Source organism: endosymbiont of Lamellibrachia barhami (assembly GCF_011947365.2).
GTDB lineage: Bacteria > Pseudomonadota > Gammaproteobacteria > Chromatiales > Chromatiaceae > QGON01.
In genome coordinates, this window is sequence record NZ_JAAVSH020000001.1 from 2263643 (window position 1) to 2278161 (window position 14519).

Genomic DNA, 14519 nt, shown 5'->3' on the forward strand with positions numbered 1-14519 from the left:
ATTTGGAGGGCAGGATGAAAAACGACTATGTGCCGATAGCTTGTTTGCTGCATGAGCAGTTTGAATATGCGGTACTCAAAAGGGCCTGGCTTGAGCTGGTTTGGCGGGATGAAATGGGGTTGGAGTTGCACGGCAAGCTGCGCCCAACCGACGTCTATACTCAAGCAGGGGCCGAATATCTGCAGGGGGTCACAGAGTTGGATGAGAGGGTGAAGATCCGCCTGGATCTGATCGGAGAGGCCCGCTGGAGTGACAGCGGGGAGGCCTTTGAGGGTTGGGACAGGTCGGCGTGCCGGAAACCTGACAGCCAAGAATAATGCATGATAACACCATGATATTTAAGAGGTTCCCTTCTTGCAATCGACGCTATGATTAAATCTGGGAAGCAGGTTCTGCGACAAGGTAAGGGAGCCGTGGTAGTTTTTTACCATCTCAGGCGTTTTAGGTGCGACTCGGATGAATAAGAATAATTTTGACACTATGGATTTTGATTCCATGCTTGCCGTGGCCAAGGAGCGTCCGGAGGATTTCGAACGCCTGCGTTTGGCGGCGATCGACGAATTCATCGAGAGTGCCCCGGAGGAGCGCCGGCAGCGACTGCGTTGCCTGCAGTGGCGCATTGACCAGGTGCGTCGCAACCGTACCCCGTTGAGCGCCTGCCTGCAGATATCCCGCATGATGTGGGAGCAGCTTCATGGGGAGTTTGGTCTGCTCGCAAGAATCAGCGGATTGAAGGACAAACCCAGGACAGATACGACGGCGGGGCCTTGCTCTGCCAAAGTGATCGATTTCAGGGCCTCCGGCGGGCACTGAATCTCCGCCTCTGCATCGCAAGTCCAGCGCGGCAATAGAATGCTTGCCTATAGCGCCGGTTTCTTATATGATTGCGCGCCTTCTCCGCCCGGTATGGCGGTAATTTATAGTTTCAAGATAGTGGGTCTGACATGAAAGCGGATATCCATCCTAAGTACAATGAGGTCAAGGTCGTTTGCAGTTGCGGCAGCGAGTTTGTTACCCGTTCCACCTTGGCTAAGGAAGAGCTGCACGTCGAAGTCTGCTCTGCCTGCCACCCCTTCTACACTGGTAAGCAGAAGATGCTGGATACTGCCGGACGCGTCGACAAGTTCCGCAAAAAATACGGCCGTTAATCTCGCCGCGTTGCCCGGTTCGCGGTCTGTGATCGCGCAGCTGGCGGACCAAACGAGGCAGATGACAGTAAAAAGGCTCCGCAGTGCGGGGCCTTTTTTGTTGTTGCTCTTTCTGGCGCTGCTGTTCAGCAGTTCAGTCGGTGCCGGCTGTCCATCCCTGCACTCTGGTGATCTGCAGGAAGTTGAGGAGGTCTTTGATGGCGACACTTTGCTGCTGGTCGATGGCCGCAGGATTCGCTTGATCGGTATCAATACACCTGAAACGGGTTGGAAAGAGACCCCCGACGAACCCCATGCGAAGGCCGCGAAGCGGCAGCTGGAACGGCTTATCGCCAAATCCGGCAACTGGATCCGCCTGGAGATAGGGCAGCAGCGACGGGATCGTTATCGACGCCTGCTGGCGCACATCTATAGCCAGGATGGAAAAAATCTCAACGAGGCCCTGTTGCAGGATGGGGCCGGTTTTCAGATCGTATTCCCGCCGAACCTCGACCATCTGCAATGTTATCGTGAGGCAGAAAGCCGGGCGCGCGCTGCTGGACGGGGTGTTTGGGTCGATGCGCCGGTGGCCGATGCGGTTGGGCTGGCGCGCTCAGTCGAAGGGTTTCGATTGCTGCGGGGCCGGATTGAAACGCTGCAACAGAGCCGCCGTTCTCTCTGGTTGAAAATTGCCGGGGTGAAGTTGCGCGTCGACCGCTCGGATCTCGACCACTTCGTGGACTGGCGGCCGGAAGACCTGGTGGGTCAGAGTATTGAAGTACGAGGCTGGATCCGGCGTTATAAGGGGAGCCAGCGTATACGAATCCGGCATCCGTCTGCCATCAAAGTAGTCTGGTAGGCCCGATCAAGCGTAGCGGATCGGGCGCGGGCTTGCCGGTTCCGCTACGCTTGAACCGGCCTACTTTGGAGATGGCAGATTAATCTGGACGTTTGGTTTGCAACCATCCTGGGTGGAGCAGCCACTCCCCTGCTTGCAGGCCCCACAACCCACCTTGTAACCCTTGTAATCGGGGTCCTGCCGTGACAGCCAGCCCTGAAACAGCACCCAGCCGCCGCACAGCAGCATCAATCCCAGGAGTGAAAGTATATGGATGAGCATTGGTAACCCTCCTCAGGTTGAGCTGAACAGCCCGGCAAACCCCATGAATGCCATGGAGAGGATGCCGGCGATGATCAGGTTCATGGCGGTGCCGCGAACCAGCACGGGCATGTCGATGATTTCGGTCTCCTCCCGCAGTCCCGCCATCAGGACCATCGCCAAGGTGAAACCGGCACCGGCGCCGAGGGCGAAGACCATCCCTTCGGCGAAACCGTAACCCCGGTTGGTGGCGAAGATTGCGAGGCCCAGAATGGCGCAATTGGTGGTGATCAACGGCAGGAAGATGCCCAGCGCCTTGAACAGGCTGGGACTGAGCTTCTTGATCGCCATCTCGATGAACTGCACCGTGGAGGCGATGACCACGATGAAACTGATCAGTCGCAGATAGGGGGCGTGGATCAGCACATAGGTGTTGAGAAACCAGGAACAGAGTGCGGTGATGAGCAGCACGAAGGTGGTGGCCAGCCCCAGCCGGAATGAGGTTTCGAGCCTCCCGGAGACGCCAAGAAAGGGGCAGAGCCCAAGAAAGTAGGCCAGCACGAAGTTGTTGACCAACATGGCGCTGACAAAGATCCAGATCAGATTATCCATGTGTGCTTACCCCCTGGCCTGTTCTGCGGCAACAACCTGTTGCAGAAACCGGGCCTTGCGCTCGGTGACCCAGTTGAAGAAGAGCAGGATCAGACCGAGGGTGATGAAGCCGCCCGGCGGCAGGATCATGATGACCCAAGGTTCAAATCCTGCGCCGAACAGATCGATGCCGAAGAGGCTGCCGTTGCCCAGGATCTCGCGCACGCTGCCCAGTGCAAACAGGGCGATAACAAAGCCGGCGGACATGCCGATGGCATCCATCACCGCGAAACCCACGGAATGCTTGGCAGCAAACGCCTCCTGGCGGCCGAGGATCATGCAGTTGGCCACGATCAGCGGGATAAAGGCCCCCAGCTCCTTGTGGATGGAGGGAAACAGGGCCAGCAGGGTGTAGTCGATCACCGTCACGAAGGTGGCGATGATGACGATGTAGAGGGAGATGCGCACCTGCTTCGGGATCAGGTTCTTGAAGGCGGAGACCAGGGCGCTGGAGCCAACCAGCACGAACAGGGTGGCAATACCCATCGCCAGCGCATTGATGGCGGAGTTGGTGACCGCCAGCATCGGACACATGCCGAGCACCTGTACGAAGACGGGGTTGTCCCGCCAGAGGCCTTTCATCATCTCCTGTATTGCGGAGGGGTCTTTGATGTTGATTGCCATAATCGATGTCTCACTAATTACCAGGGGCCGGGGTGGGAGACGTATCTCCCTTCCCTTCATCCGCCGCCTTTTTGCTTACCAGTTCCAGTTTCGGCTCATTGCCAGGGGCCGGCAGCCGATCCTCCCAGCGTACGCGGGCCTCGTTGATGATCCTCACCACCGCCTTGGCGGAGATGGTGGCGCCGGTGATGGAGTCGATCTCATAGGGGGCGGATTTGGTGCCCTTCTTGACGGCCTTTATCTTGGGGTCGACGGAGAGATCATCAAAGTTGGCGACAAAGGCCATATCTTTGAAAATCTTGTCGCCCAAACCTGGGGTTTCCCGGCTCTCCAGGATCTCCATGCCGACGATCTTGCGCTGCTCCGGCAGATAGCCGTAGAGCACGCGGATCGTGTCCTGAAAGCCGGGGCCTGCACCCTCCACGGCATAACCGATGAACTGGCCTTGATTGCCATAACCCCCATAGATTGTATCCTCATCGGCGCCTTTTTCAGTGCGCACCCGCAGTTTTCCGTTGTCGAACTGCAGTTTCTGCATGGTGGTGACCTTCGGCAGCACCTTGAAAACCGCCTCTCGCAACTCACGGGCCTTATTGGCGGTGATGGTGGGCAGGGTGGTCTCGTAGATGCTGATGATGATGATGCCGGAGATCAGACCGGCAAAGGCCAGTGAGAGGGCCAGTTTGGTGGAGCTGGGCTCCTGCTCCAGGGATTGCTGTTCGCTGGTCATGCCTTTTTCACTCCCCGTCCAAACACCCTGGGCTGGGTATAGCGATCGATGAGTGGCGTGGCGGCATTCATCAGCAGAATGGCGTACATCATGCCCTCCGGCATGCCGCCGAAGACGCGGATCAGAACCACCAGAAAACCGATACCGGCACCAAATATCCAACTGCCCCTGGGGGTGAGCGGTGAGGTGACCGGGTCGGTCGCCATGTAGATCGCCCCAAGCATCATGCCGCCGGAGAAGAGGGTGAAGAGTGGGCTGGGAAAGCGTTCGGCATCCACCGCAAACAGGATGCCGGAGAAGATGCAGGCGGTGAGAAAGATGCTGGCGGGGATGCGCCAGTCGAGGTCGCGGCGGAACCAGAGCCAGAGTCCGCCGAGCAGCAACAGCAGGCTGCTGGTTTCACCCAGGGAGCCGGCGGTGTTGCCGATAAAGAGGCTGGAAATGGCAGTGCCCTCATATTCGAACTTCATCAAACCGAGGGGGCTGGCGCCACTCATGGTATCCCAGGTCGCCTGCATGAAGGGGGCGGCCAGGGTGCTGGAGTAGAGGTCGAAAAAGTGTTCCGGGCCCTGCGCCGCATACCAGGTGGTCATGGCAATGGGAAAGGTGCCGAGCAGGAAGGCGCGACCCACCAGCGCCGGATTGAAGAGGTTGTTGCCCAGTCCGCCCCAGATCACCTTGCCGAGGCCGATGGCCACCACGCCGCCGAGGAAGGCTATCCAGACCGGCAAAGCGGGTGGAAGGGTCAATCCCAGCAGCAGGCCGGTGAGGGCTGCGCTGCCGTCACCCAGTGCAGTGGCGCGTGTTTGCGCCGGAGTAAACGCCCACTCTGTGGCGACAGCGCCGATGATTGAGGCGAGCAGAACCAGTAGGGCGCTGAGGCCGAAAAACCAGAGACCGGCCAGGGTGGCGGGCAGCAGTGCGTACCAGACATCGCGCATCGCCTGGGGTGTGGTCATGCCTTGCACTAGTAGTGGCGCAGGTTGTACCAGTAGATTTGGGTCTTTCTTCTTCATTGTTTGTTAAAAGGCGAAAGGTTAAAGGCAAAAGGCAAAAGGGGGCCGTGCCACCGGATAAGCCAAATGTTGTGGTTTCTGTCATTCATAAAAAAGTATTGTCTCTAACAAACACTGATAGCTTTTAGTCGTAGGCCGGTTCAAGTGTAACGGAACCGGCAAACTGATTCGTTCTGCCTAAGTCTGGATGCCCGATCCGCTGCGCTTGATCGGGCCTACATGTTTTTAGCCGTTTGCCCTTTTATGCTGCTGTCGTAAGTTATTCTTTGCGGTGCGGATATGCTGCACGATCGGTATCCCTGAGGGACAGGCGTAGGTGCAGGCGCCGCACTCCACGCAGTCGTTGACGTTCAGGGCGTTCATCTCATCGAACAGCCGCGCCTTGGCAAGCCGGGCGAAACGCGACGGATTGAGGAAATAGGGACAGGCCTCGAGACAGCGTCCGCAGTGGATACAGGGGTATTCGCGGGGGCGTCCGGTTTCGGCTGCGGTGAAGGCGAGGATGCCGGAGGTGCCTTTCAGCACCGGCACGTCCAGACTGGCGATGGGCGCGCCCATCATCGGACCACCAGAGATCACCTCACGGGTGTTTTCGCTCAGGCCGCCGCAGAATTTCAATACATCCCGGATAGGGGTGCCCAGTGGAACGGTCAGGTTTGCGGGGTAGTGAATGCCGGGACCGGAGACGGTGACCACCCGCTCCATCAGTGGGCGGCCCAAATCGAACCACTCTGCGACAGCCACTACAGTGCCGACATTGTTGACCACGATACCGCAATCCCGGGGCAGCTGCCCGGCAGGAATCTCGATGCCGTAGGTCGCCATGATCAGCATCTTCTCGGCGCCCTGGGGATATTTCATCGGCAACCCGACCACTTCGATGGGCTCGTCGCCGATGGTTTGGCGCAGAATCTCGATGGCATCGGGTTTGTTGTCCTCCACCCCGATGGTGGCTTTTTCCGCCCCCAACTTGCGGCGGATGATCTCTGCTCCCCGCACCACCGATTCGGGGCGCTCCACCATCAGCCGGTGGTCGGTGGTCAGGTAGGGTTCGCACTCGGCACCGTTGATCAGCAGATTACGGATCTTCTGTCCTTGGGGGATGGCGTACTTTACATGGGCCGGGAAAGCGGCACCGCCCATGCCCACGATACCCGCCCTCTGCACCTCGGCGATGAAGCCATCCATGGAGAGGGACTCCCAGTCGATGGCCGGGCGGGGTTGAAACTGTTGGGTGGAGTAGGGGTCGGCCTCGATCTCGATGGCTGGCTTGAAGGAGCCGTCCGTATAGCGATGCGGCTCGATACCCACCACTTTGCCGGTAACAGGGCTATGCAGGGCCGTGGACATGAAGGCGCCGGGTTCGGCGATCATTTGACCCCGTGTGACCGCGTCACCCTTCTTCACCACCGGCTTGGCAGGTACACCGATATGCTGTCCCAGGGGCATCACATAGCGGGAAACAAAGGGTACGCGTTGCACCGGCAGGTCAACCGTCTGCTCCTTGAGGGGATCAGGGTGGACGCCGTGCCGAAAGGTCGGGCGAAGATTCAGAAATGAGTTGAGCAGAGACATTCTTCAGAAACAGAGGAAAAAAAGCCATTAAAGTCGCCTAGTCTAGCAAAAAACGTCCCCTGCCTGCCCCTACAAAATTACAGCGAAATATGATTCCAGGAATCTGCTGCGCCAGAGGCCGTTTAGGAGAGGTGATGACCAAACATATCGGGATCCTGACTGCGGGCGGCGACAGCCCCGGCCTCAATGCAGCGATCCGCGGCGTCGGTAAGGCGGCGCAGAGTTATTACGACATGCAGATGATTGGTTTCATGGACGGCTTTCGGGGTCTGGTGGATAACCGCACCACCCGTTTGGACGGGGGTGTGCTCTCCGGCATTCTGACCCAAGGTGGCATCATCCTGGGCACCAGCCGGGATAAACCCCACCGCATGGTGTTTGCGGGCAAGAAGCAGGACATGACAGATGTGATTGTGGAGAACTATGCGGCGAATCACCTTGATGCGCTTGTCTGTCTGGGTGGCGGGGGGACCCAGAAGAACGCCCTGCAACTGATGGAGAAGGGGTTGAACATCATCACCCTGCCCAAGACTATCGATAACGATGTGGGCAAAACCGATACGACCTTCGGCTTCGATACCGCCCTGGGCATCGCCACTGAAGGCATCGACAGGCTTCACAGCACTGCTCACAGTCACCATCGGATCATCGTGGTGGAGATCATGGGACATCGGGCCGGCTGGCTCGCTTTGGGCGCCGGCATTGCAGGCGGGGCGGATGTGATCCTACTGCCGGAGATCCCTTACGATATCGAGAGCGTAGCCGAGGCGATTCGCGCCCGGGTGCGCAGCGGCAAGAACTTCAGTATTGTCGCCGTGTCGGCACCAGTTTTGGGGATAGCTGAGCCTCGTCCATAATTCTGCGTCGGTAGGATGCTCGCTATAGGAGCGGTTCCAAGGCTATGCAGAGAGTCTCTGATCGAGAGCGTGATGGGTATCGCACGGTTGCAACTGATGGTGGGCTACGCCTGCCTGCTGTAGTTGGTACTGAAGTTTTTTCAGTTTCTGCGGTGACAATAACTTGGTGTGAACAGTGGTACGGACCTCATAAGCCACGCCGCTGGCCATCAGCAGTTGCAGGCTCTCCCAGGCATTTTCTCCACTACCACTGACGCCGGTCAGGGCTGCGTAATCTTCTGGCAGTGCCTTGATGTCCAAACCGATCCAGTCGAGCAGAGGTAGCAGTTCGGCCAGTCTTTCAGGGTAGGCCCCGGCGCTGTGCAGGCCGATCTTAAACCCCAGCGCTTTGACCTGTTGAATAGCAGGTTTGAGGGCGCTCTGCAGGGTGGGTTCGCCGCCGCTGAAAACCACGGCGTCCAACAGTCCCTGACGCTGTTCGAGAAAGGCGATGATCTCATCCCATTCGATCAATGCAGGATCGCTGCTTATGCGGGGCAACAGATGGCCATTGTGGCAGTAGCGGCAACGCCAGGGGCAGCCCTGGCAGAAGATGACCGCTGCCAGTTCGCCCGGATAGTCGATGGTGGTCATTGGCGTGAGACCACCGACCTGTAGTGTTGTTTGCTGCATGATAATAATGAGGCTAAAGGCTAAAGGCTAAAGGAGACCGTGCCGCCGTAGGCCGGTTCAAGCGTAGCGGAACCGGCAACCTAAATCGTTCTGCAAAAACTAAACCTGGCCCTGGTGAAGTTGAGCCTGGCTCTCTTTGAAGCAGCGCCGATCCCTGTGTTCCGACTGCTTACCGGGATTGAAGGCCGAGACGGGACGGTGGTAACCCATCACCCGGGTCCAGACTTCGCAGCGGGTACGCTCTTCCTCTTTCAGTTCAATGGCAGCTTGCATGGTTGTGTAACTCCTGTTGTTTATGGGCGATCAATTCGTCGTCACAGCTTGGGCAGAACTCGTGCTCGCCGCTGAGATAACCGTGCTTCGGACAGATCGAAAAGGTTGGGGTGATGGTGATATAGGGCAGGCGGAAGCGCTCCAGTGAACGTTTGACCAGACGCCGGCAGGCCTCGGTAGAGCTGATGCGCTCGTTCATATAGAGGTGCAACACCGTGCCGCCCGTGTACTTTTGCTGCAAAGGTTCCTGGCGGGCAAGTGCCTCGAAGGGGTCGTCGGTAAATCCCACCGGCAGCTGTGAGGAGTTGGTGTAGTAGGGCTTCTTCAGCGTGCCTGCCTGGAGAATCTCGGGCCAACGCTTGCGATCTTCCTTGGCGAAGCGGTAGGTAGTGCCCTCTGCAGGCGTCGCCTCCAGGTTGTACATGTTGCCGGTCTGTTCCTGGAACTCGACCATGCGTTCGCGGATATGGTCGAGGAGGCGGATCGCCATGGCGCTACCCGCTTCAGCGGTGATGTCCTGCTCATCCGCAGTGAAGTTGCGAACCATCTCATTGATGCCGTTTACGCCGATGGTGGAGAAGTGGTTGCGCAGGGTGCCGAGATAGCGTTTGGTATAGGGGAAGAGTCCCGCATCCATGTGGCGCTGTATCACCTTGCGTTTGATCTCCAGACTGGTGCGGGCGAGGCGCAGCAGTTCATCGAGCCGCTGCATCAATGCGCTTTCATCCCCTTGGTAGAGGTGCCCCAGGCGGGCGCAGTTGATGGTCACCACCCCCAGCGAGCCGGTCTGCTCCGCCGAGCCGAACAGGCCGTTGCCGCGTTTCAGCAGTTCCCGCAGGTCGAGCTGCAGACGGCAGCACATGGAGCGGACCATATTCGGCTTGAGGTCGGAGTTGAGGAAATTCTGGAAGTAGGGCAGGCCATACTTGGCGGTCATGGCGAATAACAACTCCGCATTTTCGCTCTCCCAGGGGAAGTCGGGGGTGATGTTGTAGGTGGGGATGGGAAAGGTAAAGACCCGGCCCTTGGCATCCCCTTCAGTCATTACCTCGATATAGGCGCGATTGATGAGATCCATCTCGTGCTGCAGCTCGCCGTAGGTGAAATCCATCTCTTCACCGGCGATGACCGGTATCTGCTCGCGCAGGTCCTCCGGGCAGACCCAGTCGAAGGTCAGATTGGTGAAGGGAGTCTGAGTACCCCAGCGGGAGGGTACGTTGAGATTGTAGATTAACTCCTGAATGTACTGCCGGACCTGCTCGTAACTCAGACTATCCTGGCGAACATAGGGGGCCATGTAGGTGTCGAAAGAGCTGAAGGCCTGGGCGCCGGCCCACTCGTTCTGTAATGTGCCGAGGAAGTTGACGATCTGCCCCACGGCGGAGGACATGTGCTTGGCTGGACCCGATTCCACTTTTCCCGGCACGCCGTTGAGTCCTTCATGCAGCAGGGTGCGCAGGGACCAGCCGGCGCAGTAACCTGCCAGCATGTCCAGATCGTGGATGTGGATGTCGCCTTCCCGGTGCGCCTCCCCCACTTCGGGCGGATAGACATGGCTCAGCCAGTAGTTGGCGAGCATCTTGCCTGAGGTGTTGAGAATCAGACCGCCAAGGGAGTAGCCCTGGTTGGCGTTGGCACTCACCCGCCAGTCGGCCCGCTCAAGATATTCATTGACCGAAGTGGAGACATCCACCAGCGTGCGGCGATCCTGCCGCAACTTTTTATGCTGTTCACGATAGACGATGTAGGCGCGGGCGGTTTGCAGGTGGTTGGCGCTGATCAACACCTGCTCGACGATATCCTGGATGCGCTCGATATCCGGGATCTGGTGTCGATAACCCGTATGGGCCAGCACCTTCACTACCTGGGCGGTGAGTAGCTGGGCCTCAGACTCATCGAGTTCTCCTGTGGCCTGGCCTGCCTGCAGGACTGCGGTCCTGATCTTGGCGGCGTCGAATGCTGTTTGTGACCCATCCCGCTTTTCTACCTTGATGGGTAGAAATAACGGTGATTTTTCGAGTTTGACGGACATCTCGATCCTCCTGTATTTCCATTATAGATGCGTCATCTTGTGGCGTTACGCTCTGCCATACACAATATGTTGTGGTTTTGTTATTTTGTTTGACCCAGATCAATCGTTTTGGGAAAAGACGGATTTTGCTTGGATCAGGGAGAGACGAGGCTAAATATTTGGCAAATCCGGCCGATAACTTTTGAACTGTCGTGATCCCAGAAATTGAATACCAATGTCCAAATCTGTTTTTACACTGTCTGACGGCGCCGCCTTTGTTCCCGAGTCCTCGAAAGAAGCGCTGGAGCAGGAAGCGGCTGAGAAATTCTCCATCAGTGACTTCGTTAAGGGGTTGGGTGAAGATTTGGTCGCCAACCGACTGGCGCTGCCAACACTGCCAGCCCTCTCCATCGAGGCGCTGTTGGTGATCAACGATGTGGACAGCTCGGCGAAAGATCTGACGAAAGTGATCGAGAAGGATACCGCCATCACCGCACGCCTGATTCGTTACGCCAACTGTCCGCTCTATCGGGGGCGGGATCCTATCAAGGCGATCAAACTGGCAGTCACCCGTATTGGGTTCCAGAAGGTGAAAAACGCCATCTATGCAGTATCGATGAAAGAGGTTTTCTCAACCCACATCAGCGTCATTCAAAAGCGCATGGAAGTGCTTTGGACTCACTCGGTAAAGGTCGGGGCCTTGGCTTCGACGCTGGCGAAGGAGCAGCCGGGTCTTGAACCCGAGGTGGCGCTGGTGGCGGGATTGACCCACGATGTGGGCAAGATCCCGTTGCTGATCAAGGCGACGAAACATGAAGCGCTGGCGGAGAACCCTGCCTATCTGGATAAAGTTCTGCGCAAGGTGCATCCTGGACTGGGTGGCAAAATCCTGAAATTCTGGAAATTCGACCCGCAGCTGGTGGCGGTGGCAGCGGAGCATGATAATCTGCTGCGCAATCCGGGGGATGCGCCGGTGGACTATGTGGATCTGGTGCAGGTGGCCAATATCCTGGCCTATGAAGGTTCAACGCATCCGCTGGCTACAGTGGACAGAAGTCGTATCCCTGCCTTCGCCCGGTTGGGCTTTAGCTACGATGCAGAGGGACAGGCGGAGACAGAAGCCCATGCCGATGGGGTCGAGGCGGTGTTCTTTTAGTCAGCTGAGGATGTAGGCCAGATCAAGCGTAGTGGATCGGGCAATAGCCGAATTGGCCAAAAAGAATCAAAGGGGTCAGTTTCGATTGAATCTCAAGGTATCGCGAAACATTATTGACCCGCGATCCCAATCAATCGAAACTGACCATTTTGAGTTCTGGAACATACCTATATACTTTAGGAGGTCATTATATGAATCTGGATTTATTGCTCACCATGCAGAACGAAGACTTCCGTAAAACATTTGGGGTTCGCCTAAAGAATCTGCGCAAGCAGAAACGTTGGTCGCAAAAGGAATTGGCCGCTAAAGTGGATATCCGCTTTCAGCAGCTCAACAAGTACGAGAGCGGCCTGAACCTGCCTCCAGCCGAGATGCTGATTAAGCCCTTGTATCACTGAACGATCAGGCAGCCACCGGCTAACCTATTTTGGAGAACCATCATGCAAGCAGCTAAACAGGAAGCACTCAGCACCATCGGCAAATTGCCGGAAGATACTGACATGGATGAAATCATGTACCGCCTCTATGTACTGGATAAAATCAGGAAGGGACAGGAGGCCGCAGAACAGGGCAAAACCATCACCAGCGAGAAACTCAAGCGGGAAATCGACTCATGGTAATCTGGTCGGAGCCGGCCAAAGCTGACCTGCGTTCCATCCATGACTTCATCGACCACGACTCCCACCACTATGCCAAGAAGGTAACTCAGGATATTCGGGAGAAAACGGATGTTCTGAATGAACTGCCGAAGGTTGGTAAGAAAGTACCGGGTAAGATAGTAGAGAATGTCAGAGCTATCCTTCCTCTTCCTATCGGATTATTTATAGAGATCAGAACCAATTTATCTTCGTTTGCCTCTGGCCGTGATTATAAGCAGCAGGACTTGAAGGCGGAGGATGTTGGGAAATAGGTATACTGTCCCCGGAATTGCCCCAATCGTTCTTGATAGGCCTTGGATTTCCTATCACCCCCCTCCCCCAAATCGCAAGAGATACACTGCCATGGTCATGATTGTATCTAATGGCGTTGTTAATCAGTTCCTGCAATACCTGTGTGAGCCGTTTCCGGTCTACTGTGATCAATATGGGCTGAGGGGGTGGAACAGAAGAGAGCTTGATATGGCGTTCCGTGGCTTTAGTCTGAAGTTTGTTGAGCACATCTTTGATCACTTGCCCGACATCGACTCTTTCCAGGGTAAAGGACAGGTTTGTTGAGGTGATCTGATCGAGGTCCAGCAGTGAGTTGATCAAGTCCAGTAATCGCTTGCTGGCCTGGAGGATTTCATCTACCGACATCGCCTGGTCTGGCGTGAGTGGCTCATCCGGGTCGGCTGCCAATAGCTGGGAAAAACCCATGATGGTGTTCATTGGCGTGCGAAGTTCATGATTCATGCGGGCGAGAAAATCCGACTTTGCCTGATTTGCCTGCCAGGCCTCATCCCTGGCCAGGATCAGGGCCTGCTCGTTGGCCTGTAGTTTTGCTGTCATTTTATTGAAGGCAATGCTGGTTTGGGCCAGTTCATCCCTGCCCCGTACCTGAATGCGGTGTTCCAGGCTGCCGTCAGCCAGTTTACGTGAGGCATCCCGCAGTTCCTTGAGTTGGCGGGTCAGGTAGAGACCGAGCGCAAAGGAAAACAGTGCGGTGAGGGCCATCTCGATAGCGGCAATGCTCATTGCCCGGTTGCGCGCTTTCTTCATTCCTTCAGTGATGCGGTCGGTGGAGATACCTACCTCCACTCTGCCAAAATGGATACCACTTTCCACGATTTCTGCATGGGTGTCGAAAACCAGATCCCGGACATCTTCCAGTTTTGTGTCGCCTGCAAAAGAGCGGGAGAGCAGTTCTGGATCGCCGCCCTCCGCCAATACAACTTCATTGTCCATTACTCTCGCATAAAGCACGCCAGGATTGCGAAGTATCTCCTGAACAAAGCTTTCAAGGGAGGCCAGATCGGTAGAGAGAACAGCATTCTTGGTGGTTGTGGCGAACAGGGTGGCTGTTGTCGAGGCATGCTCGATGAGCTGTTCTTCGTTTGACTGGCGCAGAAAGTTCAGACCGCTCCATACCAATATCGTCAGCAGTATCGCCTCGATGCTGGCGATGCCGAGCATGGTTTTGAGTCTGAACGACACGCCTTATCAGCCTTCGGTCAGCTTTTTCAGGAGATCTATACCCAAAGCCCGTACGTCATCCCAGTCTTTGTCCTCTCCCGCTTCGATACCTTTGAAATTGATACTGGTAAGCAACTGTTTTCCTTCTGGATTGTTTTCCATGTTGATCATGACTTCTCTTATTCGTGTTATGACGGCAGGATCCACTCTTGGATGTGCCGCGAATGCATGGGGGGTAAAGGGCTCACTGGTCCAGAGTACCCGCAGTTGTTCTCTGACTGCTGGATCGACGTTGTTGAATGTGCGCTGAATGCCGCCACCGGCAACATACAAGCCTTTTGCAACGGTGCGATATACGGACGTGGGAGGAGACATATTTGGCAGTGAAGGGGATATCGTTGTTGGCGAGGTTTGCCCGGGGGAGCACACTTGCGGCAAATGCAGCGGGCGCGGGGAAAGCGAGGGTTTTACCGGAGAGGTCATGCAGGGGGTGAATGGCGCTCTCTTTGCGAACCACCATGATTCCGCGAATCCGTTTGTTTTTCTGTTGGGCAAATACCTCATACCCTGGAGAACGGTGGAATACAGCAATACGTAACTGAACTGAAGTACACACA

General features: G+C 56.5%; 19 protein-coding genes and 1 pseudogene. 9 read left to right on the forward strand and 11 right to left on the reverse strand.

The window, feature by feature from the left end; genetic code table 11:
- The first annotated feature begins 14 nt into the window (after nt 1–14).
- From G9Q73_RS10180 to G9Q73_RS10195, 4 genes are all read left to right on the forward strand, one after another.
- On the forward strand, nt 15–317 hold the full coding sequence (locus tag G9Q73_RS10180; protein ID WP_177419689.1) for a hypothetical protein: 303 nt from the start codon (nt 15–17) through the stop codon (nt 315–317).
- Between the two features lie 139 nt (nt 318–456).
- Complete coding sequence (locus tag G9Q73_RS10185) at nt 457–813, forward strand: DUF3135 domain-containing protein (protein ID WP_177419690.1); 357 nt, start codon at nt 457–459, stop codon at nt 811–813.
- Nucleotides 814–944: 131 nt separating this feature from the next.
- Nucleotides 945–1148 (forward strand): 50S ribosomal protein L31, encoded by a 204-nt coding sequence (rpmE, locus tag G9Q73_RS10190; protein WP_177419691.1) that lies wholly within the window; start codon nt 945–947, stop codon nt 1146–1148.
- Between the two features lie 61 nt (nt 1149–1209).
- Nucleotides 1210–1986, forward strand: coding sequence for a thermonuclease family protein (locus G9Q73_RS10195; RefSeq protein WP_177419692.1), 777 nt, complete (start codon nt 1210–1212; stop codon nt 1984–1986).
- 60 nt (nt 1987–2046) lie between these two features.
- Here the strand turns inward: G9Q73_RS10195 and G9Q73_RS10200 are convergent, their stop codons facing one another.
- From G9Q73_RS10200 to rsxC, 6 genes are all read right to left on the reverse strand, one after another.
- Nucleotides 2047–2247, reverse strand: a complete 201-nt coding sequence (locus G9Q73_RS10200; RefSeq protein ID WP_177419693.1) for a hypothetical protein — start codon at nt 2245–2247, stop codon at nt 2047–2049.
- Between the two features lie 12 nt (nt 2248–2259).
- Nucleotides 2260–2838, reverse strand: coding sequence for an electron transport complex protein RnfA (locus tag G9Q73_RS10205; RefSeq protein WP_177419694.1), 579 nt, complete (start codon nt 2836–2838; stop codon nt 2260–2262).
- A 6-nt stretch (nt 2839–2844) separates the two neighbouring features.
- On the reverse strand, nt 2845–3501 hold the full coding sequence (gene rsxE / locus G9Q73_RS10210; protein ID WP_177419695.1) for an electron transport complex subunit RsxE: 657 nt from the start codon (nt 3499–3501) through the stop codon (nt 2845–2847).
- Between the two features lie 13 nt (nt 3502–3514).
- On the reverse strand, nt 3515–4231 hold the full coding sequence (locus tag G9Q73_RS10215; RefSeq protein ID WP_177419696.1) for an RnfABCDGE type electron transport complex subunit G: 717 nt from the start codon (nt 4229–4231) through the stop codon (nt 3515–3517).
- Nucleotides 4228–5247, reverse strand: a complete 1020-nt coding sequence (locus G9Q73_RS10220) for an RnfABCDGE type electron transport complex subunit D (protein ID WP_177419697.1) — start codon at nt 5245–5247, stop codon at nt 4228–4230. Before G9Q73_RS10220 ends, G9Q73_RS10215 begins: the two co-directional genes overlap by 4 nt.
- Before the next feature lie 225 nt (nt 5248–5472).
- Complete coding sequence (gene rsxC / locus G9Q73_RS10225) at nt 5473–6822, reverse strand: electron transport complex subunit RsxC (RefSeq protein WP_177419698.1); 1350 nt, start codon at nt 6820–6822, stop codon at nt 5473–5475.
- A gap of 134 nt (nt 6823–6956) precedes the next feature.
- On the opposite strand from rsxC, the gene G9Q73_RS10230 reads away from it, so the two are divergent.
- Nucleotides 6957–7679 (forward strand): ATP-dependent 6-phosphofructokinase, encoded by a 723-nt coding sequence (locus G9Q73_RS10230; RefSeq protein ID WP_304956589.1) that lies wholly within the window; start codon nt 6957–6959, stop codon nt 7677–7679.
- Between the two features lie 42 nt (nt 7680–7721).
- Here G9Q73_RS10230 and G9Q73_RS10235 read toward each other — a convergent pair whose 3' ends face one another.
- From G9Q73_RS10235 to G9Q73_RS10245, 3 genes are all read right to left on the reverse strand, one after another.
- Complete coding sequence (locus G9Q73_RS10235; protein ID WP_177419699.1) at nt 7722–8351, reverse strand: anaerobic ribonucleoside-triphosphate reductase activating protein; 630 nt, start codon at nt 8349–8351, stop codon at nt 7722–7724.
- Nucleotides 8352–8450: 99 nt separating this feature from the next.
- Nucleotides 8451–8624, reverse strand: coding sequence for an anaerobic ribonucleoside-triphosphate reductase (gene nrdD / locus G9Q73_RS20005; protein WP_177419700.1), 174 nt, complete (start codon nt 8622–8624; stop codon nt 8451–8453).
- Nucleotides 8608–10656, reverse strand: coding sequence for a ribonucleoside triphosphate reductase (locus tag G9Q73_RS10245; protein WP_177419701.1), 2049 nt, complete (start codon nt 10654–10656; stop codon nt 8608–8610). Before G9Q73_RS10245 ends, nrdD begins: the two co-directional genes overlap by 17 nt.
- 214 nt (nt 10657–10870) lie before the next feature.
- Between G9Q73_RS10245 and G9Q73_RS10250 the strand changes: the two genes are divergently transcribed.
- From G9Q73_RS10250 to G9Q73_RS20460, 4 genes are all read left to right on the forward strand, one after another.
- Nucleotides 10871–11791 (forward strand): HDOD domain-containing protein, encoded by a 921-nt coding sequence (locus G9Q73_RS10250; RefSeq protein ID WP_177419702.1) that lies wholly within the window; start codon nt 10871–10873, stop codon nt 11789–11791.
- Between the two features lie 191 nt (nt 11792–11982).
- Nucleotides 11983–12189 (forward strand): helix-turn-helix domain-containing protein, encoded by a 207-nt coding sequence (locus G9Q73_RS10255; protein WP_177419703.1) that lies wholly within the window; start codon nt 11983–11985, stop codon nt 12187–12189.
- A 42-nt stretch (nt 12190–12231) separates the two neighbouring features.
- On the forward strand, nt 12232–12411 hold the full coding sequence (locus G9Q73_RS10260; RefSeq protein WP_177419704.1) for a hypothetical protein: 180 nt from the start codon (nt 12232–12234) through the stop codon (nt 12409–12411).
- Nucleotides 12405–12701, forward strand: coding sequence for a type II toxin-antitoxin system RelE/ParE family toxin (locus G9Q73_RS20460; protein ID WP_177419705.1), 297 nt, complete (start codon nt 12405–12407; stop codon nt 12699–12701). The genes G9Q73_RS10260 and G9Q73_RS20460 overlap by 7 nt, the downstream gene beginning before the upstream one ends.
- Here the strand turns inward: G9Q73_RS20460 and G9Q73_RS20465 are convergent.
- Both G9Q73_RS20465 and G9Q73_RS10275 read right to left on the reverse strand, forming a co-directional pair.
- Nucleotides 12622–13923, reverse strand: a complete 1302-nt coding sequence (locus G9Q73_RS20465) for a sensor histidine kinase (protein ID WP_177419706.1) — start codon at nt 13921–13923, stop codon at nt 12622–12624. The two genes, G9Q73_RS20460 and G9Q73_RS20465, sit on opposite strands and share 80 nt — an antisense overlap.
- A gap of 6 nt (nt 13924–13929) precedes the next feature.
- Nucleotides 13930–14518: pseudogene (locus tag G9Q73_RS10275) on the reverse strand (phosphate/phosphite/phosphonate ABC transporter substrate-binding protein).
- Nucleotide 14519: the final 1 nt, after the last annotated feature.